We start from the raw sequence: 19,185 nt of genomic DNA, 5'->3' as shown, positions 1-19,185 counted from the left end.
CGGTCAAATCCACGGTCACGACGCGTCCTCCGCAGCCAGCAGAACCGCCCTGATGGTGTTGGCGGTCCTGTCTAGTTGGTCACGGCCTGGACAAGCTTGATCGCGGTCGCCCGACACCGCGGCCAGCGCCAGTGATCAGGCCGGTCTTGCCAACAAGCTCAACCGCCATGCTTGACGGATCCCTTCTCGCGATGTGTCGCCCAGCCTCAACCAAGCTGCGCAACGCTCCACGCGGCCCGATGAGTCACAGGGCGCAGCAAGTGTCACCTGTATCTACGCCTCATGAGCGTCGATCTTTCGCGTCGTCTTACCAACAACCTCTACCACAGTTGTCCTCGCCGGCCATGTGCCACAGCCCCATCCGAACAGCGTCGTAAGCCGTCGTGGTTCGGCGCCACTAACACTTCTGACTGACAAGCGCTCGGCAGATCATGAGGAGACAGTGATGACATTGCTCCACCCCGGAGACTCCTTCCCAGCCTTGCCTCTGACTCAGGCAGGTGGACAGACACTCACTGTGCCGGACGCGCTCGCCGACAACTTCGGTGTCGTGCTCTTCTATCGAGGATCCTGGTGCCCCTACTGCACCGGACAGCTGCGCGCCTTCCAGCGAGTCGGTGAGCGTCTCGCTGAGACGGGCATCAAGGTTGTCGCCCTCTCCGTCGACGACGAGACGACGACTGCGGAGATGATCAAGAAACTCGGTCTCACATTTCCTGTCGGACACACCGCCGACGCCGATGCGATATCGGCCGCAACCGGAGCATTTGTAAATCCTGAGCCGGTCTACCTGCAGTCGACCGGGTTCTTGCTCGACCCGTCTGGAAAGGTAGTCGTCAGCGTCTATTCCAGCGGCGCCATCGGACGTCTCGTACCGGATGACGTCATCGGGCTGGTCCGCAACCTGCGTGAACGCGCAAAGTAACCACGGCCGGGCATGTATGGGCTATATCCCGAGATGTTCTTAATCATGGCTTGAGCAGGTCAGACAGAGGGTGGGGACGGCCTGAACAAGGTTGGTGATTCGGGTGGTGCCGCACCGGAGCTTGCCCAACACTCGCCAGGTCCTGAGGATGGCGACGGCCTGCTCGCGCAGCACGCGGATTTTGGGCATGGTCGCGGTTGACCGGCCGCTCGCCTACGGAGAGCTTCTCCCAGCGGTAGCGCACGCGGACGGTTCCGCCAGCTCCTTGGACCCCCTTGTCGGCCCAGCAACGGATGCCAACCTCGGCCAGGGAGTCGAGAATGCCGTGTTCGCGGGCCGCGCGAAGGTCGTGCACGGCTCCAGGCAGCACGGGTGAGGCCTACAGCAGTCTCCCTCCCGGGTCGGCCCGGGCTCGCACGTTCATACCGAGTTTCTTGTGTTTGCCGGAATAGAAGGGCTGGTCAGCGGCGATGCAGTCGATCGCCAGGAGGGTTCCGTCCAGGATTACGAAGGCTTTGCGGGAGGCGGCGCGTACCGCTTCGGCGAGGTCGGGAGCGAGGGCCGCCAGTAGTTCGACCACCTCACTCACATATCGGTAGACAGTGCTGAAGCTGATGCCAAACCCGGTGACCAGTTGGTTGTAGGTGTGTCCGCATCGCAGGTGTGTCAGAACCCGCAGTGCCGACCGATCCGTTTCGTGCCGATGCCACCGCGTTCCGCATTCACGACGCAGGACCGACGGCTTCCTGGCCAGGAACCGCATGGCTGAACTGGACAGATCGAGTCCCGATGGGTGGGCAAGCATGCGAAGCTCCGGGCGGACAAGTTGATCTTGGTCGACAACTCGTCTACCAGGAGCTTCACTTCGCCCCGCGCGCGGTACCCCTGCTGCCGCGCGACCTGAACCGCCCCGGGCAGGGTGCAGAGGCTCCACACCGATCTTCAGCTCGCAGGCAGTGGAAGCACCACCCGCAGCCCCAGCCCGAACTCCTTGGCCTCGTCGTCACTGACGACCGCATTGGCCCCCGCCGGGCCCCCAGGCGACGTGGCCACGCGGGACGCCACCGCAAGAAGAGCCCCCTCACCAGTTCCGGCGAGGAAGGCGACGTAGACATCCCCGTCCTCCTCTCCCCCATCGGAGACTTCCATGTCACCTTGATCTTCGAGATCGGACGAGAAGTCCTCGACCTCCTCGATCCAAGGAAACGGGTAGGAGCGGTTTTCGTACGGTCCTGCCTCGCTCCCAGTGACACCTTCGTCGATGTCGGGACGGCGTGAATACGACGGCTCATCGCGACGGCGTTCCTACGCTTCATGATTCAATCAACTGGCCACCTGCGGCCCGTTCCACATCCGTTCGGATGGCCGGCGACGCCTGCACGCGACGGTGGCCGTCATTGGCGTCTGGCACTCGTGCGCCCCCGAGCACAACGTTCACCGGAGCCCGGGGCCCTGCCCTGACCCGGTCGCGCACCGTCAGGATCGCCCTTCCCTCTCCGTACCGCCCGGCGGACCGATCCAGGAGCGCTCATGTCCTCACCCGAAGCTCGAGACACATACGACACCGACGTCATCATCGTCGGCAGCGGCCCTGCGGGCGGCTCTGCGGCCTTGCTTCTGGCCACCTACGGGGTACGCACCCTGCTGGTGACGAAGTATGGCTGGCTCGCCAATACCCCGCGCTCCCACATCACCAACCAGCGCACCATGGAGGTCCTGCGCGACCTGGACGTCGAGTCCGAGGCACTCGCAGTCGGCACGCCCAACGAACTGATGGGCGACACGGTCCTGTGTACTTCGCTGGTAGGGGACGAGATAGGCCGCATCCGCGCCTGGGGCAGCGGGCCCGCCTCGGCTACCGAGTTCGGTGCGTCGAGCCCATGTCGCCACGTCGACCTGCCGCAGAACTACCTCGAGCCCATCTTGGTGAGCAACGCGGCTGCCCGCGGCGCGAAGGTGCGCTTCGACACAGAGTTCCTCAGTCTGACCCAGGACGACGACGGTGTCACCGCACTACTCAAGGACCGAGTCAGAGGGGATGAGTTCACCGTGCGCGCCCGCTACATGATTGGCGCGGACGGCGGCCGCAGCGCTGTCGTCGAGCAGCTCGGCCTGCCACTCGACGGGCAGATGGGCAAGGCCGGCAGTATGAACGTCGTCTTCAAGGCCGACCTCTCCCGCTACGTCGCCCACCGGCCGAGCGTCCTTTACTGGGTGCTGCAGCCAGGCGCCGAGACCGGCGGCATCGGAATGGGGCTCGTCCGGATGGTCAGGCCCTGGAACGAGTGGCTGCTCGTGTGGGGGTACGACATCGAGCAGCCGCCGCCGGACGTGGACGATGCGACCGCCCGCGCCATCGTGCGCGACCTCGTCGGCGTCCCCGACCTGCCGGTGGAGATCACCTCCACGTCGCTGTGGACGGTGAACCACAGCTATGCCACGACGTACTCGTCGAGGCGCGTGTACTGCGCGGGCGACGCTGTGCATCGGCACCCGCCGTCGAACGGGCTCGGCTCCAACACCTCGGTCCAGGACGCCTACAACCTCGCCTGGAAGCTCGCCATGGTCGTCAGGGGCGAGGCGGGCCCCGGCCTCCTGGACACCTACTCGGCGGAACGCGTCCCGGTTGGCAGGCAGATCGTGGAGCGGGCGAACCTCAGCCGCGACCAGTTCGGACCCATCTTCCAGGCGCTTGGTGTCGCCGAGACGTGCACCGAGGAGACGCTCAAGAAGGGTGTCGAGGCCATCCGGGCGACCACGCACGAGGGAGCCGGCCTGCGCCGCGAGCTGAAGGAGGCGGTGCAGCTCAAGAACTACGAGTTCAACGCGCACGGCGTCGAGATGAACCAGCGTTACACCTCCGATGCGGTGATTCCCGACGGCAGCCCTGACGAGGTCTTCGAGCACGACGCGGAGCTCTTCCACCAGCCGACCACCCGGCCCGGAGCGAAACTGCCTCACGCGTGGCTGGTCGACCGGGACGGGCGGCGTATCTCGACCCTGGACGTCGTCGGCAAGGGGGTGTTCACCCTGATCACCGGTCTGTCGGGGTCGGTTTGGGCCGAGGCGGCCGACGCGTGCGCCAAGAGCCTGGGCATCGGGCTCGACGCCGTCCGCATCGGCGATGAGGGAGCCCGCGACGCTTACGGCGAGTGGAGCCGCGTGTCAGGTGTCCCCGAGGACGGCGCTCTGCTCGTGCGACCGGACAGTCACATCGCATGGCGAGCCCGGGCCGGTGCGGCGTCCTCCGAGGCCGCACTCGAGGAACTTCTCGACGCGCTGCGTTCCGTCCTCGACCGCTGACCGTGAACGGCGGCGGCCGCCCGGGAGAGTCTCTTGGGCGGCCGTCGTCGTCGCCGTACGGGTCAGTGCCCTGCGTCGGAGTGCTTGCAGTGCAGGGTGAACTGCTCGAACACGAACACTCGCCGATCGGATTGTTCACGTTGTAGTAGGTCACGTGCATCGTGGCCGTATCAGGCGCGAGGCGGCCCGGGTTGAGGGTGCGCCTCGAAGCCGTAAGCACGGTCCAGGTCACGGGCGCCCTTCTCCGCAGCCTCCTCCTTAGCGTAGGTGGAGGTGCGCTTCTGGCCCGTGGGCACCAGAGGAGGCACAGCGGTGATCCCGTTGGTCGTGCCGTCCTTGAAGAAGGTCTGGTTGGTGGTGCCGGACTGACATGAAGGTGGTGACAGAGTCGATGGGCTTGTTGATCACCATGAACAGGGCGTCCTCGGAGTCCGATGGTGTACCGGCGGTCGCTTGCAGAAACACAGTTGATCTCACTTGGCGTTTTGAGCGCTCGGCGCCGGAGACCAGCTCATGAAGGTAGTCCGCCGCAGGGTCGTCGTACGCCGTGCGGTCAGTCGCACGACAGGGACCGCCCCCGCCACGGCTGCGTAACGCGGTGCCGTGCCGGGGGCTACTTAATTGACCTCACTAGGTCATTAACCCGATGCATAGTCGCGTCAGCCTTGCAAACCTTTCAGGCACGGTCGGCTGCAACTCACGTTGCAGCCGAGGCACAACTGTCAGGAAGGATCGCGTGACTTCCACGTCGGCCGGCGCACTCGCCGAGCGACCTTGCGCACAATGTCTTGTGTGTGGATGCCCTCGCCAGCATGTCGGCTACGACTTACCTACTTGGGTGAAAGGCATCCTGCTCTCGGTGGAAGTGGTGCCGGCTATCGGCTTGCGCCTCGACGATGTCATCGCGGCCGATCTGCTCGCACCTGCACATCGACTACAGAACAGGAATCATCATGAGCCGTCCTGACCTGGCACTAAACATCTGCTTGACGCTCGCAGTTTCCTCCGACCTGCACGTACGTGTGCCTGTACGGTTCTCTTACGTATGCGCCGACCCGTACGCGGTTCAGATCTCTTTCAACATCACAGCCGACCGGAAAGTCCACTGGACGTTCGCCAGAGAACTACTCGCCCAAGGTATGAAGGCTGCGGTCGGACTCGGTGACATCAGGATCGCTCCCATCGAATCACTCCTGGATCAGCGCTTCAGCATCGAACTTGAACCTCCAGACGGCTTCGCTCGCCTCGAAGGTCCCGTCGCTCCGATCAAAGCGTGGATAGCCAAGACCCACGAGGTCGTCCCGGCAGGTAGCGAGGCGGGGCTAGTAGACATCGATCGTTTCCTTGAAGAGATTCTGACTAGCTAAGAGTGCGCAGAAGATTTGACTTGTAGGTTCTTAGGTCTGCAACTCAGCGAAGTTACCGGCTTGATCCCGTGAATTTGACGGCGTTCCGCAATCACTGGGGAAAACTCCGCTGCCCGAACAGCTGCTGGCGCTTGTCGTGGTCCTGGCCGCGGTCTGCAAAGCATTTCCGGCTGTCGTCCGTGCCTGCGCAATGACCGGTCACGGTAGGGGCGCTCTATAAAGACCACCAACCGAGGGACATGCGTGAGCGGCAGTCAGCGACCCTGCGAACGGGATGCGTTAGTCATCCGTGAGGACGTCGCCCTCGCAGCCTGGACGTGAGCAGCCGGCCCGACTCGGCCAGCTTTGGGCACCGCCGGACCGCCCGCACGTGGGAAGAATCCGCCTCTGCCCGCAACCAGTCCAGCTACCTCGCCCACTGCAGTTTCATGAGCGACACCAAATGCAACCTCTCCCGTACACCGGCCTCGTTCCAGGTAGCTGGATGTTGCCGACAGGCCATATTTCGGCCAGAGAACAGCTTCTGAGGCAGGTACTCCAACCAAATGTCGGCGTGCAACACGATGTAGCACAAAGCCTGTTGGCCCGGAACCCCTGGGCCGACCCATCAGCAGTTTCGATCCTGACCTCCGCTGTAACCGCTTGATCAACGCGCAGAGCTGGTTCGACACGACCCACGGATGCGACTCACGCCTCTACACGACCGGCGAACGAGCAGACGGGCCGGACGGTCACTTGATCAACAATTCTATTAGAGCTGAAACCGTAGTTCCCTTGAGGGCTAAGAGAACTTCCCGCCACCGATAGACGGGAAGCGCAGTCGCGAAACCGCACTGCAATCCTTCACGCCAATTCACGGAGATAAAGATGGATATAGAAGAGCACTTGAGCGCTCTGGTTGAGGTCTGGTCCTGGCAGAGCCTCGCAGCATGTCGTGGCCTGGACAGCGCGGTGTTCTACTCGCCCCCTGGAGAGCGCGGCCGAGCCAAGCTGCATCGGGACCGCCAGGCCCAAGAAATATGCGCCACCTGTAGTGTTCGTTTTCAATGCGCCAACTTCGCCCTACGCTATGGCGAACGTCACGGCGTCTGGGGTGGAATGAGCGAGAACGAAAGATGCGCGATTCTCGACGCCGCGCATCCTTCGGCCACCCCGCTTGATGCCTCGGTACGTGGGACGGAGCTCTGAATCAAGTGCACCCTCGAGGCTGCTTCCGCTACTGAGCAAGAACTCAGATCGTTCTCGTCCATGACGTGACTGACACGACAGGCGCCGACGTAGCAGCGGACGGTGTATGGCTGAAGCTGACGTCTGCGGAAGAGCTGGCAGGTCTCACTGACAATTTCGGCCTGATCGCATAGTCGATGCTGTGTTGGCAGGATGTGCTTGAGCCGACGTTGACCAGTTCAACGGGACTCAGGTCGACTTACCCAGGTTGAACTCGCGATGTCGGTGGTCAAGGTCAGGCGAGGGACGGCTGTGGGATGCTCGCGCGTGTGATCGATTCCCCGAACGATGACTGGTCGTTCTCAACAGCGCGGGAACCGGCCCAATTCGGAGCCTGCGAAGTGAACGGCGTCCCCGGTGTCGAGCATGCGGCGGGCGGGCGCGGGACGCTGTGCGGCATCTCGGCACGGCATACCACCCACTATCTGCATCTGTTCGTTCCCGACGCCCTGCAATCGTGCCGGCAGTGTCGCCAGGAGGCTGAGGCGTCTCCGACGCAGCCATGCGTCCAGGAGCGCCTTCATAGTCGGGTCCTGGAATCCGCTCAGGGCGCGATGCGTGACGAGTTGCTCGCCGCGCTTCACAAGGGGGCGAACGTCCGCTTGTGGATCAACGGCCGTTCCACAGATCTGGCGAAGTTCTACGCAAGGCTCGATGAGCTGACGCACGGTGCCGGGCCCGCTGCCGAGGCTTTCGTGTCCGCAGCGACAATCGGACTGACGAACGTCGAGTACGACCTCTGGCGGTTCCTCGTTGTCCTGCCGCAGGACGGTGGCCGGCCGCTCATCGCTCGCGGACCACGTGACCGCGGTTGATACGTTCAGGACTTGTCGAGGCGGGACGCAGTCAGGGCGGAGCGATGGTGAGCCCGGTCGCGGCCAGGCAGCCGTCGATGAGCTGGGGCCGGTACTGGATCTTCCGTAAGCCGCGTCTGACTGTCCGTACGAGGTGGTCGGGATCGGCGAAGGCGACGTTGGCCAGGAAGCCGGGTCGCAGCAGCGACCAGATTTCGTCGACCGGGTTGAGGTGGGGCGCGTATAGGGGCAGCTGGTAGACGGTGAGCCAATCCTGGGTGGCGATGAGCTCCTTCTGGACTCGTACTGGCAGAGGGCTCAGCCTTCTGTGTCTTGCTGCCGCTCACGAAGGGCTGCTGCCTCGCCGAGGTTCGCCTCGATCATCGCCTGGAAAAACTCTTCGAACGAGATGTACCGCTCCACCTCGAGCCCGGCGAGCCAGATGACCGGGGTCTGGGTACTTCCGTCGGCTCGAGGCATGACGAAGAGGTCAATGCCGGTTCGCGATGCCGCCATGGGAACGCACGAAGCCACGTCGAGAGCACTGGCATCGACCGTTTCTGGCTCCAGCGTGGACAGCAACTGGACCGCTTCGTCAAACGGTTCCCCCAAGAGGTCCGGTGTACCGAAGAGGTCCACGTCCTGCATGAAGGCAGGCCAGCCACCGGCGCGAACTAGGAGCTCTGCGTACTGCGAGTCCAAGGTGACGCCTCGCTGTGCTTGCACCAGACCGAGCAGCTCTCGGCTCGCCGGAGGAGGCGGCTGCTCGTATCGCCAAAGATGCTCACGATCGTTCTCGCGAAGCTGGCGTTGCGCCGCGAGCATGCGGCGGATGGCGTCTGCCCAGTCGGTCATGAGCCTCTCTCGTCCAATACTCCGCGATCTTGTGACGGGTGCGTCGACGAGCAGGAACGGCCCCTGCGTGATCATCGAGGTCGCGTGGACTCTTGAAGATCATGCGGTGGCCGCGGGCCATAGCGTAGGTCCTGCACGGTGGCGGGCGATCTTCGATCAGGCCGTGGCGCGAATCACTGGCCGGTTTCGACGGGTGGAGCCGTCCTCCTCAGCTGGAGGTTCCGCCACGGTGGTCTACTGCGGTGTGCCCGACCAGGCCTCGGCGTCTGTGAACTGCAGGGTGGTTGCCTGCTGCGTATCACGACCTTCCTCTGGCCCGGGCATTGCACTCCGGGGCCCGCGCCATGCAGAGCGGCCTTCGGGTCCGCCCTGCCGACAGAGAAGGAGACTTGCGACTGGTTGCGAAGAGCACTAGCTCAGGCCTAATAATGGACTCTTGAGTCCCCTTCGAGGCGCGAGTGTCCTCGGCGGCCCGGCTGTTTGCCTGCGGACGCAGGACAGCGAATGCCCAACGGATCAGAGGTGCCCATGGCTGGAGTTCTGCTCGACGATCGCGCGCAACACGTCCGTGTCGTTGATGAGGCGGAAGGCCCTCGGTACGCGCTCTATGTCGACGCACAGCAGGCAGGGGTCCTGGCGTATCGGATGGTGGGTCACCGCCGTGTGCTCGGTCACACGGAGATAGACGAGAGTTACCGCGGCCGGGGCTTCTCTCGAGTCCTCATCCGTGCTGTCCTGAACGACTTGCAGCAGAGGAAAGAACGGGTGACGATTCACTGTCCTGCCATCGGCCGGTTCATCAAGCAGAGCAGGCAGTACGTAGGGGTCATCGACATGGATCACCCGGGAATCTGGAACGAGCCCGCGGCGGGGGAGCCCGCGAGTTGAACCTACGCCAGGCAAGGAGCCTCATGCTCCTCGCCTGTACTACAACGCCGCGCAGACCCGTCATGCGGAACCGACTGTTCTGGTCTCCTGAGTCCTGTCAGTCTTGACCGGGCAGCGCGCAGCCCTGATGCCGCCTGCTGGCAAACGGAAGAGTTCCAAACTGGCCGGGTCCCGAATCTCGAGGATCCACTGGACGCCAAGGTGTACTCGTCCCGTGCCAGCCAGGCTGCCCTGCGAAAGCGGGGAATCCGCCGCACGATCCCGGTGCCGCCCCTTTTCTGCCGCCACTCGGGTGACATCCCCGATCGTCGGACGCCCGGCTTGATTGGAGCCATATCCCATGCATGACGCCACTGCCTCCGCGAGCACTGGTGGCGTCGACCATCTCGTCGGGCGTGACGCAGACCTCAACCGCATCGTCAGCCTCCTCGTAAGCAGCAGCGCTGGCAGCGCACTGTTGTTGTCCGGAGAAGCAGGGGTAGGCAAGACGGAGCTCTTGGACGCTGTGGCGCGCACCGCGTCGGAAGCCGGGATGTATGTACTGCGTGCTGCTGGTGTTCAGTTCGAGGCGGATGTCAGCTACTCCGCTCTGAATCAGGCGCTCCTGCCCCTGACGGACTTCTTCGACAGCCTAAGCAGCACGCATCAGGACGCCATCAAAGTCGCTCTGGGACTTCGTGTTGGTACCCCACCGGAACGACTGCTGCTCTCCAACGCCGCGCTGGCACTCCTGCAGGCAAGAGTGCTCAAAGGCCCGGTACTGCTTGTCGTTGACGACCTACAGTGGGTTGACCGGGCCAGTGCTGCAGTGTTTGGGTTCATCGCTCGCCGCCTCACCGGCAACCCGATCAGTTTCCTCGGTGCCTCACGTACGGAGACGGGCAGCTTCTTCGAACGTAGCGGGCTGCCTCAACTCGAGCTTCCGCCGCTGGATGAAGACGCCTCGACCCGCCTCGTCGACTCCCGTTTTCCCGGCCTAGCACCGGCGGTGCGCCGGCGCGTTCTAGAGACCGCACAGGGCAATCCGCTGGCCCTGCTCGAACTCCCCAGTGCGCTACGGGCCGGACAGCGTGGGGCGCAGGAAATCCTTCCGTACGTGCTGCCGCTCAGCCAACGTTTGCAGTCCCTGTTCGTCTCGCGTGTCCGGAGTCTGCCGACCGGCACCCGGTACCTCCTCCTGGTCGCCACCTTGGACGGCACAGGTGACCTCAGTACGTTGCACGCCGCAGCCCGTGAATCGGGCGGTGAGGTCGACCTTGAAGACCTGGCTCCCGCGAAACACGATCAGCTGGTATCCCTGGATACCAGCTCACGACGGCTTGTCTTCCGCCATCCCCTGATCAGCTCAGCCGTCGTGGAGATCTCCACCGGCCATGAGCGACGCGCAGCCCATCGGGCTCTGGCCAGAGTTCAGTCCGATCCAGAGCGCCGGGCCTGGCATCTTGGAGAAGCCACCCTCGAACCCGACGAGCAGGTCGCTGTTCAGCTGGAACAGCATGCGCGACGCATCCTCAACAGGGGCGATGCCGTGGCAGCAATCGCGGCGCTCACCAGAGCTGCCGATCTCAGCCCTGTAGACACGGATCGTGCCCGGCGGTTGACGGAGGCTGCCTACATCGGGGCCGATGCGACAGGATCGCTGCGAAGCGCCTCCGAACTGCTCAAAGACGCCAGACGGGTGGACCCGTACCAACGCAGGTCGCTGCACTTCGCCGCAGCGGCCGTGCAACTTCTTCTGAACAGTGACGGGGATGTCCGCACAGCTCACCGTCTACTGGCGGGCGCTATCGCGGAGGGCAAGCATGGTTACGATGCCACGAACGTGGCCCTCACCGATGCTCTGCACCTCCTGCTCCTCTTGTGTTTTTACGGTGGCAGCCCAGAGATGTGGGAACCTTTCCAGACCGCAGTGGACCAGCTGCGTCCGGAGCCGCCGCCGCTACTGGCTGTCGCGGTCCAGACGTTCGGTGACCCTGCTCGTGCTGAGGCGGCAGCAGTGAGTCAGCTGACCAGGATTCTCGACACCGCCATGGACGAGACTGATTCCGCCCGCATCGTACGTATGGGCACGGCGTCAATCTATCCCGACCGGCTCTCGGCACTGCGTGAGCCCTCCTGGCGAGTAGTACATCAGGGGCGTGACGGCGGCCCTGTCCGCCGACACCTCGGCGGCCTGATGCATCTGTGCCTGGACAGTTACCATTCAGGCCGCTGGGACGAGACGGCACAGTTGGCCGACGAAGGTCTCCAACTGTGCGAAGAGTCTGGGTACAGCTTCTTCGCTTGGTACTTCCTCTACAACAAGGCGATAGTCGCTGCCTCTCGCGGCGACACGGACACAGCTCAAGCACTCGCCGATCAGATGGCCGACTGGGCGACCCCACGCGGGGTCCGTGCTGCGCTTGATTACGCACGTCATGTACAGGCTGTCGCGAGCATTTCCGACGGCGACTTCGAAAGTGCCTTCCGACATGCCAGCGCGGTGAGTCCTCCAGGCCAGCTGGCACGCTACACACCGCACGCCCTGTGGGTGATCTTCGATCTCGTTGAGTCCGCAATCCGTTCAAACCACCGGGCGGAGGCAGTCAACCATGTACGAGCGTTGCGCGAAGCCCACGTTGATGAGCTCTCACCCCGCCTTGGACTGCTGCTCGGCGGTTGCGCCGCTCTGGCCTGTGTGGAAGACGATCTGGCTCTGCGACTGTTCGACAAGTCGCTGAGTGCTCGGGGCATAGACCGATGGCCCTTCGACAGAGCGCGCGTCCAGCTGGCACACGGCGAGCGGTTGCGCCGCTCCCGCGAAACTATGGCGGCCAGAGGTAGCCTCCTGAGCGCGCTTCGGATATTCGAGCAGCTCGGCGCACGGTCCTGGGCCCAACGCGCGACTAAGGAACTACGAGCGGCCGGCTGGAACGGGCCGCGTTCGGACGACCACCCGAAGCAAGAACTCACCCCGCAGGAAAGGGAAATCGCGCAGCTCGCCGCCTCCGGCTTGACGAACAAGCAGATAGCCGAGCAGCTGTTCATCTCGCACCGCACCGTCGGCGCCCACCTCTACCAGGTCTATCCCAAGCTGGGTATCTCATCCCGCGCCGCTCTCAGGGACGCACTTACGGCGCTGGAGGCGTCCGGCTTCGATGGCTGACCTCGACATGGCGCAGAGCACCTGCAACTCATGGCAGCTTCACGCGATCCCGCGAGTGGTGACCGAAGAGACTTGCAGAAGCCGTGCAACCTGCGGGCTCATGACTTAGACAGGCCATCACGGACGACCTAAGTCATTCCCCCGATGTCAGTGATGACCTCGTCTGTTGCCATAGGTGGTGTGCGGGTGCGCGTTGTATCGAGTGATGCCTGCCCAAGCCCGGCGATGGTGCGGCCCGCTCGTACCTCGCACTCCAGTTATGGGAAGCAGATGACCAAAACAATCTTCGTGACCGAGGGAGCCGACGGTTGGGGCGAGTACATCGCCCGGGCACTGGCTGACGCGGGTCACACCGTGTACGTGGGCAAGGGCCAGGCCGGCATCGAGTCCAGACCGATGGGTACTGGTAGTGACGATGGCACCGAGGCAGGCTGCAAGGGGCTGCGAACCATTGCGTTCGAGGCCCTCGACCAGCATTCGATCGCCGCTGCCGTGCGTGAGATCGTTGACGAGGCCGACGGCATCGATGTGGTGATCTACACAAGCTCACCGGTGACGTTTGGACCTGCGGAGTCTTTCACTCCGTACCAACTGAGCCAGGTCTACGACATCGGAGTTCTGTCGGTCCAACGCATCACCCGTGCCGTCCTGCCCCTTATGCGCGAGCGCCGCGACGGACTGCTCATTTGGATAGGCGCCAGTGTCGATCCAGGCCCAGCGCCCTTCGCGGGACCGGGTCACGCCGTACGAGCGGCGCTGCGTCAACTCGCGACGAGTTATGCTGCGGAACTTGCCGGCTTCGGGATCGACGCCACCTTCCTCGCCTACGACCCGGGATACTTGCTGGACACACACGCGGCTTCGGCCCCTTTCCAGCCGGGGGATTCCGACACCGCTCAGGCCTACCGCCCGGTTATGGAGTATGGGCTGACGCTGCCAGCACAGCAGTCTCTAGATCCCTCGGTCCACGCCCGAAAGGTGGCGGAATGCGTGATCGGCATCATTGACGCTCCTCAGGGCGCACGGCCGGCTCATGTGAACCTTTGATCACTCCCACGCTGAACTGCACCACAGTTTGTTGTTGACGCTCCCACGGGCGCTAGTGTGATGCGCCAGAAATTCTGCGGCTTAGTTAGTACCCTGTTGTCATGTCGCATTCGGGGCCTTCTGCTGTGGCGATCACGTTGTCCAAGGCCGAGCGTGCCGAGTTGGTGCGCCGGACGGAGATGCCGCACCGGCGCACGGCCGAGAAGGCCCGCATCATTCTGGCGTGTGCTGACGGCATGTCAAACCCGGGTGTCGCACGGCTCGTCGGTGTCCAGGCCAAGACAGTCGGCAAGTGGCGTCGGGCATTCGCCGCAGAGCGGATGGCTGGGCTTGAGGACGCCGGCTGGATCGGTCGGCCGAAGGCCGACCTGATCCTCGACGCTGCTGAGCGCCGGCAGTTACAGCAGTGGGCGCGGCAAGCCAGGACCGCCCAGTTCCTCGCGTTGCGAGCCAAGATCGTGCTGCGCTGCGCGGACGGCGGGACGAACCAGCAGGCCGCGGCAGACCTCGGTATCGACCGGTCGACCGTGGACCGCTGGCGAGCCCGGTTCATCGCGAAACGCCTCGATGGTCTGCAGGACGAGCCGCGCTCGGGTCGGCCGCCTTCGATCCTCCTCGACCAGGTCGAGGAGGTCGTCGTGGCCACCCTGGAGTCGGTCCCGGGCCAGGACACGCACTGGTCACGGGCGTCGATGGCCCAGCGCACCGGCCTGTCGAAGTCGACGATCGGGCGCATCTGGAAGCGGTTCGACCTCAAGCCCCACCTGCAGGACTCCTTCAAGCTGTCCACCGATCCGCAGTTCGTCGCCAAGGTCGTCGATGTCGGCCTGTACCACCACCCGCCCGAGAAGGCGGTGGTGCTGTGCGTGGACGAGAAGAGCCAGATCCAGGCGCTGGACCGGTCCCAGCCGGTCCTGCCGATGATGCCGGGCATGCCCGAACGCCGCACCCACGACTATCTCAGGCACGGCATTACCAGCTTGTTCGCCGCCTTCAACATCGCTGACGGCAGCGTCATATCGGCACTGCATCGTCGCCACCGGGCGATCGAGTTCAAGAAGTTCCTGATCACCATCGACAAGGCGGTGCCCGCCGGGGTCGACGTGCACCTGGTCTGTGACAACTGTGAGACTCGTGGGGTGCCGCCGGGGACCGGAGCCTGACCCGTGTGACAACTGGCCTCAGTTGCCTTGGAGTAGATCTGTCGGCTCCGGCCCCCGGGGGTGCTTGCTGCCGCCGGACCGGCGGGCGTGTCCCGATAGGGGCCTTGCCCTACAAGGCACCATCACAGTTCTGACTGCCCACCCGGCCCGGCGTCGGCCATCAGCCCCAGCCGATGAAGGAGCCGCGTGACCGTCACCAGCATGCCTCAGCCAACGCTGCCCGCACAGCGGGCGGCACAGCCCGCCGAGGACGTGATCCTCGGGGTCGACACCCACAAGGACGTGCACGTCGCTGCAGTGATCACCGTGCTCGGCGCGCTGCTGGCTCATCAAGAGTTCCCGGCCACCGCTGCCGGATATCGCCAACTCCTCACCTGGGCACGCTCCTTCGGTATCCTGCACCGTGCCGGAGTGGAGTGCACCGGATCCTACGGATCGGCCCTGGCGCGCTTCCTGCGGCAGGAGAACATCCAGGTCATCGAGGTTAACCAGCCTGATCGTGCCACCCGGCGCAAGCGGGGCAAGACCGACGCCGTCGACGCGGACGCAGCTGCCCGCGCGGTCCTGTCAGGCCGCGCCACGACCACGCCGAAGACGGGTGAAGGCCCGGCCGCGGACCTGCGGGTCCTCAGGCTGGCCAAGGAATCGGCCGTCAAGGCCCGCACGCAGGCGATGAACCAGCTCAAAGCCGTACTCCTGGGGGTCGATCCCGCACTCCGTGAGTCCTTGTCCGGCCTCAGGAACCCGGCGCTGATTGCGCGGTGCGCGGACGGCCTTGCCGACACCGACGACGCGGCCTTGTTCACCCTCCAGCTCCTGGCCCGCCGCATCCAGCACCTGACCGGCGAGGTTAAGGAGCTTGCCCGCAGAGTGACCCAGGCCGTCCGCGGGCACCGCCCGCAGCTGCTGGAGATCGTCGGCATCGGGCCGGACAGTGCCGCAGCCCTCCTCATCGCCGCCGGCGACAACCCCGACAGGATCGCCACCGAGGCGTCATTCGCCGCTCCGTGCGGCGTCAGCCCGGTTGAACAGTCTTCCGGTAAGACCCAGCGTCGACGGCTCAACCGCGGGGGCAACCGGCAGGCCAACGCCGCGCTCTACCGCATCGTCATGACCCGCATACGCTGGGACGAGCGCACTCGCTCCTACCTGGAACGACGCACCAAACAGGGCATGTCGAAGCGCGAGATCATCCGCTGCCTCAAACGCTATGTCGCCCGCGAGATCTACCGCCACATCCAGCCGAAGACGGTTACCTCGACTCCCTCTCCCGCCACTTGACGAAACATAGGGGCATCTACGCCACCCACAACACCGCCGAGATCAGGACGTGGCTCGGCAGACACCCCCGCTTCCACGTCCATTTCACTCCCACCGGCTCCTCGTGGATGAACCAGGTGGAACGGTGGTTCGGCCTGCTGACCGACAAGCTGATCCGCCGCGGCGTCCACACCTCCGTGAAGGCACTGGAAGACGACATCACCGCCTGGATCGGCACCTGGAACGAGAACCCGCGGCCCTTCACCTGGACCAAGACAGCCGACGAGATCCTCAACTCCCTCGCCGACTACCTCACCAAGGTCGGAACCACCAGCCAGAAAACAGAGCAGAACTAAGCCTCAGAATTTCTGGCGCATCACACTAGCCGAGTCGCCCTTGTGGCAAGCTGCCGCGAACAGGGCGTCTTGTCGGCGGGACGGCTGGTCGGCTCGCTATCGTGACGGGCCACCCAGTCGCTAGCTCCCTGGACGCACCGGAGGTCGTGGCGTTGGCGTGAGGCCAACCTCAGCGGTGGGCGTATGGCGCTCTGCGCAGGTCCTGATGGCGCAGAGCCAATGTGAAGACAGTTGGGGCGACATAACGAAGGGTCTCGTGATCGCTTCTGGTGCGGACTTGTGGCGTCAACCGTTGTGGCAAGCGTGACGTAACCTCTGCGGACGAGATCGTGACTGGAACACTGCGAGGGGCCCGGACCGGAAATCGCGGCGTCCTGCCCGAGGAACGGTCCACGCCGAGTACCGAGCCCGAGAGGCACCCTGGCTGCCAGGTACGCGACGGTGAGCAGACCGAGCAGCCCACATGCAGGCAGGACCTTCCACGCTTGCCGAGGCTGACACGAGAACTCGGCTCCCGAAGCCGTACCAGGTAAGAGCACGGCTGCCCGCAGCGCTAAAGAAAAGGCCCTCAGACCGGGGCTAATGGCACGCTCTCGCCAGCAACGGGGCGGGGGCGCGGTAATGAGAGGCACCCCTTATGAAAGCCACCATGCACGGGCACGTGCTTGCAGAAGCACCCGACGACGAGACCATCGTCATCGAGGGGAACGTCTACTTCCCCCCGACCACAGTCCTGCACGACCTCCTGAGCGAGAGCGACACTCAGTACACGTGCCCCTGGAAGGGGCGCAGCCAGTATTTCGACGCCACGATTGACGACAAGCAGGTGCGCGACGTGGCTTGGAGCTACCCCGACCTCCGCGCCAGTGCGATAGATGTCGTGGGACGGGACTTTTCTGGCTACGTGGCCTTCAGCCCTGGCGTGGTCGTCAGTAGAGGCTGACCAGCAGCGGGAGGCGTACAGCTGCTGCGGTGCTCCGGCTTCTCCACGGCAACCCCGGACAGCGGCGTTCCCGCGAAAAGCCGCCTGGGACCACTGTTCAGGAGCGGGTCCGCATGCTCACCGAAACGCTCCACCATCTATCCCGGCAAGCCAGCGTCCACCGACGCCTCCGCTCACGGTCGGCGCCACAACATGCCTGACACCGTGGCTCCTTTCGGCCGTCTGGTGGGACCGGCGGACAGACTCGGACGTGACGTCGTCCGCAATGAACTCGTCACGGCCTGGCTGCGCATGGTCCACCACGCCGCCGGACGGTTCCAGGACCGCAGGGAACCTATCGAGGACTTCCGTCAAGTCGCAGCACTCGGCTTGGCTAGGGCCATCGACCACTTCGCCCTGAGCAGGAGGTCTTCGAACGCCGCACTGTGCCCACCATCACTGGTGAGGTCAAGCGCCAATACTCCGACGGGATGCGGGTCCTGCGGGTGCACCGCAAGGTTCAGGAGCCGTGCATAAAGGTGCGCATCGTCGACGTGAACTGGTCGAGAACCCGCACAGCCCCGAACCCTGGGTGGCGGCCCGCACCGGACTGACGGAGGACGAGGTTTCGGCGGGGTATGCCGGCGCCGGAGAGTTTCAGCAACCGTCCGCTGGGCGTCGATCTGTTGGCTGTCGGCGACGGCTACAGCTGCGCGGGCACCTCCCGTGCGGTCGGCGCCTGGTACGACGCCGTGATCGACCGCAGGTCCGCCAAGGAAGACCTGCACGGGCTGCCCGAACGTGGACACATCATTCTCTACATGCGCTTCTTCGAGGACACAACGCAGAGATAGCCGACCGCCAAGGGCATCTCGTAGGTGCGCGTCTCACGCCTCATCTGCCGCAGCTGCACGTGCTGAGGCGATGGGACAGCGAACGGTCGGCCTCGGTCACCGGGCGCGCGGACCTGATGAGCCGGGCCAAGGCGAGTCGGGCGGACCGCGGATCTAGGGAGGGACGAGACGGATGTTGACGCCACACCCGGCGGTGTTGCGCAGACTCCTGGAGGAGTACGAGGCCGCCGCGATGTACGAGCCCAATGACACGAGGGGGGAACCGGGCCCGCGGACCCGGGACCTGGCTTACACGTTGTGCGTGTCGACCGGTACACGTGACGTGCGGCGGGCTCTGGAGACCGCCCGGCGCCAGCTCGCGGACGCGTCGGCAACGACGCCGCCTCCCGTATCCGGTGGCGCGCATGGGGACGTAGTGGGCTGACACAAGGAGCGAACCGGGGCGTGAAGTCACGGCTGTCGGCTGTCCGTATATCACCAGGCGGTGTACGGACAGCCGCACGTACTCGTCCGGCTCCAGCTGTTCAAGCGGCCGACGAGGGCGGCGTCCCGCGTCGGGTGCTCTATGGAGGACGATGTAGATGCCTACAGCGCCTGCTCGCCCTCTCTTACATCGGCGCCCCCCACACGATGGCCCGAAGCAGTCAGGCTTGCCGCCCCTCAGAAGCTAGTCGGCGTCATCGACTGATCCGGCCTTGCTGTGAGCAATTGCGTCCTGGCTCGCAGGTGTCAGATCGTGAGAGTCCGGTCTGGTGTTCTCAGTTCTGCCCGGTCTCGCCTGCTCCGCGGCGAACGCGGCAACAAGTCGATTCCAGCTGTATCTGCCAGGCCCGACTTCTGAGATGAGATTTGCATGGATCAGCCGCGGTAGCGTCTGGCGGACTCGTTGTTCGGGCTGCGCGGCCGCGTTCGCTGCGTCGGATGCGCCGAACATGGCGCCGGGCCAGGCGCTCAAGGCCCGGAAGAGGCAGGCTGCCTCCGGGTCGAGTCGGTGGTAGGAGCGGGCTATGGAGGTGCGGACGTCGAGTGTGGGGTCTTCGTCGCTGGCGAAGGCGTCCAGGATGTTGTCTGTGGAGGGG

At 64.5% G+C, this 19,185-nt stretch carries 17 protein-coding genes and 4 pseudogenes; 15 read left to right on the top strand and 6 right to left on the bottom strand.

All coding sequences use genetic code 11. The features are described 5' to 3' along the window. Positions 1 to 445 precede the first annotated feature (445 nt). A complete protein-coding gene (locus tag ADL25_RS37245) occupies positions 446 to 925 on the top strand; it encodes a peroxiredoxin family protein (protein ID WP_059132354.1) in 480 nt (159 codons plus the stop codon). Positions 926 to 964: 39 nt separating this feature from the next. Here the strand turns inward: ADL25_RS37245 and ADL25_RS37240 are convergent. Both ADL25_RS37240 and ADL25_RS37235 read right to left on the bottom strand, forming a co-directional pair. Then, positions 965 to 1,730, bottom strand: a pseudogene (locus tag ADL25_RS37240) (transposase family protein). 137 nt (positions 1,731 to 1,867) lie between these two features. Continuing rightward, positions 1,868 to 2,074, bottom strand: coding sequence for a hypothetical protein (locus ADL25_RS37235; RefSeq protein ID WP_234381191.1), 207 nt, complete (start codon positions 2,072 to 2,074; stop codon positions 1,868 to 1,870). A 381-nt stretch (positions 2,075 to 2,455) separates the two neighbouring features. Between ADL25_RS37235 and ADL25_RS37230 the strand changes: the two genes are divergently transcribed. The 5 genes from ADL25_RS37230 (at position 2,456) to ADL25_RS49375 (ending at position 7,637) form a co-directional block, all read left to right on the top strand. After that, positions 2,456 to 4,228, top strand: coding sequence for an FAD-dependent oxidoreductase (locus tag ADL25_RS37230; RefSeq protein WP_059132352.1), 1,773 nt, complete (start codon positions 2,456 to 2,458; stop codon positions 4,226 to 4,228). A gap of 838 nt (positions 4,229 to 5,066) precedes the next feature. After that, entirely contained in the window at positions 5,067 to 5,195 is a 129-nt protein-coding gene (locus tag ADL25_RS51685) for a hypothetical protein (RefSeq protein WP_267889297.1), read from the top strand. After that, entirely contained in the window at positions 5,182 to 5,595 is a 414-nt protein-coding gene (locus ADL25_RS37225; protein ID WP_059132351.1) for an SsgA family sporulation/cell division regulator, read from the top strand. The genes ADL25_RS51685 and ADL25_RS37225 overlap by 14 nt, the downstream gene beginning before the upstream one ends. Before the next feature lie 867 nt (positions 5,596 to 6,462). Then, on the top strand, positions 6,463 to 6,783 hold the full coding sequence (locus tag ADL25_RS47085; protein ID WP_079050838.1) for a WhiB family transcriptional regulator: 321 nt from the start codon (positions 6,463 to 6,465) through the stop codon (positions 6,781 to 6,783). Positions 6,784 to 7,091: 308 nt separating this feature from the next. Next, on the top strand, positions 7,092 to 7,637 hold the full coding sequence (locus tag ADL25_RS49375) for a hypothetical protein (RefSeq protein WP_159045083.1): 546 nt from the start codon (positions 7,092 to 7,094) through the stop codon (positions 7,635 to 7,637). Positions 7,638 to 7,668: 31 nt separating this feature from the next. On the opposite strand, the pseudogene ADL25_RS51065 reads toward ADL25_RS49375, so the two are convergent. The 3 genes and pseudogenes from ADL25_RS51065 to ADL25_RS51060 form a co-directional block, all read right to left on the bottom strand. Beyond that, positions 7,669 to 7,899, bottom strand: a pseudogene (locus tag ADL25_RS51065) (IS630 family transposase); the annotation flags it as partial. 35 nt (positions 7,900 to 7,934) lie between these two features. Continuing rightward, positions 7,935 to 8,471, bottom strand: coding sequence for a hypothetical protein (locus tag ADL25_RS37215; RefSeq protein WP_059132349.1), 537 nt, complete (start codon positions 8,469 to 8,471; stop codon positions 7,935 to 7,937). 516 nt (positions 8,472 to 8,987) lie between these two features. Then, entirely contained in the window at positions 8,988 to 9,146 is a 159-nt protein-coding gene (locus tag ADL25_RS51060; RefSeq protein ID WP_234381190.1) for a hypothetical protein, read from the bottom strand. On the opposite strand from ADL25_RS51060, the gene ADL25_RS52390 reads away from it, so the two are divergent. From ADL25_RS52390 to ADL25_RS37170, 9 genes and pseudogenes are all read left to right on the top strand, one after another. Continuing rightward, positions 9,117 to 9,359: an N-acetyltransferase gene (locus ADL25_RS52390; protein WP_374203222.1), complete on the top strand. Its 243-nt coding sequence runs from the start codon at positions 9,117 to 9,119 to the stop codon at positions 9,357 to 9,359. The genes ADL25_RS51060 and ADL25_RS52390 overlap by 30 nt on opposite strands. 340 nt (positions 9,360 to 9,699) lie before the next feature. Further along, the gene (locus ADL25_RS37205) at positions 9,700 to 12,504 is read left to right on the top strand and encodes a helix-turn-helix transcriptional regulator (protein ID WP_059132347.1); all 2,805 of its coding nucleotides are present in this window, start codon (positions 9,700 to 9,702) and stop codon (positions 12,502 to 12,504) included. Positions 12,505 to 12,774: 270 nt separating this feature from the next. Then, on the top strand, positions 12,775 to 13,551 hold the full coding sequence (locus ADL25_RS37200; RefSeq protein ID WP_059132346.1) for an SDR family NAD(P)-dependent oxidoreductase: 777 nt from the start codon (positions 12,775 to 12,777) through the stop codon (positions 13,549 to 13,551). Between the two features lie 101 nt (positions 13,552 to 13,652). Further along, positions 13,653 to 14,714, top strand: a complete 1,062-nt coding sequence (locus tag ADL25_RS37195; RefSeq protein WP_420711403.1) for an IS630 family transposase — start codon at positions 13,653 to 13,655, stop codon at positions 14,712 to 14,714. A gap of 186 nt (positions 14,715 to 14,900) precedes the next feature. After that, complete coding sequence (locus ADL25_RS37190; RefSeq protein WP_079050832.1) at positions 14,901 to 15,995, top strand: IS110 family transposase; 1,095 nt, start codon at positions 14,901 to 14,903, stop codon at positions 15,993 to 15,995. A 17-nt stretch (positions 15,996 to 16,012) separates the two neighbouring features. Further along, positions 16,013 to 16,330: pseudogene (locus tag ADL25_RS37185) on the top strand (IS630 family transposase); the annotation flags it as partial. A 637-nt stretch (positions 16,331 to 16,967) separates the two neighbouring features. Then, the gene (locus ADL25_RS37180) at positions 16,968 to 17,273 is read left to right on the top strand and encodes a DUF427 domain-containing protein (protein ID WP_059132344.1); all 306 of its coding nucleotides are present in this window, start codon (positions 16,968 to 16,970) and stop codon (positions 17,271 to 17,273) included. Positions 17,274 to 17,890: 617 nt separating this feature from the next. After that, complete coding sequence (locus ADL25_RS52385) at positions 17,891 to 18,106, top strand: hypothetical protein (protein ID WP_389126572.1); 216 nt, start codon at positions 17,891 to 17,893, stop codon at positions 18,104 to 18,106. Positions 18,107 to 18,278: 172 nt separating this feature from the next. After that, a complete protein-coding gene (locus ADL25_RS37170; RefSeq protein ID WP_059132343.1) occupies positions 18,279 to 18,530 on the top strand; it encodes a DUF5133 domain-containing protein in 252 nt (83 codons plus the stop codon). Positions 18,531 to 18,773: 243 nt separating this feature from the next. Here ADL25_RS37170 and ADL25_RS51055 read toward each other — a convergent pair. Further along, positions 18,774 to 19,185: pseudogene (locus ADL25_RS51055) on the bottom strand (hypothetical protein); the annotation flags it as partial.

It is taken from the genome of Streptomyces sp. NRRL F-5122 (assembly GCF_001507435.1).
GTDB classification, from domain to species: Bacteria; Actinomycetota; Actinomycetes; order Streptomycetales; family Streptomycetaceae; genus Streptomyces; species Streptomyces lannensis.
Note: the sequence above shows the minus strand (reverse complement) of the source record. Positions and strands in the feature narration are given on the sequence as shown.

What these genes read in the sequence shown, in the direction of transcription:
- ADL25_RS37245 (WP_059132354.1), top strand. Translation starts at nt 446, where the DNA reads ATGACATTGCTCCACCCCGGAGACTCCTTCCCAGCCTTGCCTCTGACT.
- ADL25_RS37235 (WP_234381191.1), bottom strand. Translation starts at nt 2,074, where the DNA reads ATGGAAGTCTCCGATGGGGGAGAGGAGGACGGGGATGTCTACGTCGCC.
- ADL25_RS37180 (WP_059132344.1), top strand. Translation starts at nt 16,968, where the DNA reads ATGAAAGCCACCATGCACGGGCACGTGCTTGCAGAAGCACCCGACGAC.
- ADL25_RS52385 (WP_389126572.1), top strand. Translation starts at nt 17,891, where the DNA reads ATGCCGGCGCCGGAGAGTTTCAGCAACCGTCCGCTGGGCGTCGATCTG.
- ADL25_RS37205 (WP_059132347.1), top strand. Translation starts at nt 9,700, where the DNA reads ATGCATGACGCCACTGCCTCCGCGAGCACTGGTGGCGTCGACCATCTC.
- ADL25_RS52390 (WP_374203222.1), top strand. Translation starts at nt 9,117, where the DNA reads ATGGTGGGTCACCGCCGTGTGCTCGGTCACACGGAGATAGACGAGAGT.
- ADL25_RS37170 (WP_059132343.1), top strand. Translation starts at nt 18,279, where the DNA reads ATGTTGACGCCACACCCGGCGGTGTTGCGCAGACTCCTGGAGGAGTAC.
- ADL25_RS37230 (WP_059132352.1), top strand. Translation starts at nt 2,456, where the DNA reads ATGTCCTCACCCGAAGCTCGAGACACATACGACACCGACGTCATCATC.
- ADL25_RS47085 (WP_079050838.1), top strand. Translation starts at nt 6,463, where the DNA reads ATGGATATAGAAGAGCACTTGAGCGCTCTGGTTGAGGTCTGGTCCTGG.
- ADL25_RS37195 (WP_420711403.1), top strand. Translation starts at nt 13,653, where the DNA reads ATGTCGCATTCGGGGCCTTCTGCTGTGGCGATCACGTTGTCCAAGGCC.
- ADL25_RS37225 (WP_059132351.1), top strand. Translation starts at nt 5,182, where the DNA reads ATGAGCCGTCCTGACCTGGCACTAAACATCTGCTTGACGCTCGCAGTT.
- ADL25_RS37215 (WP_059132349.1), bottom strand. Translation starts at nt 8,471, where the DNA reads ATGACCGACTGGGCAGACGCCATCCGCCGCATGCTCGCGGCGCAACGC.
- ADL25_RS37200 (WP_059132346.1), top strand. Translation starts at nt 12,775, where the DNA reads ATGACCAAAACAATCTTCGTGACCGAGGGAGCCGACGGTTGGGGCGAG.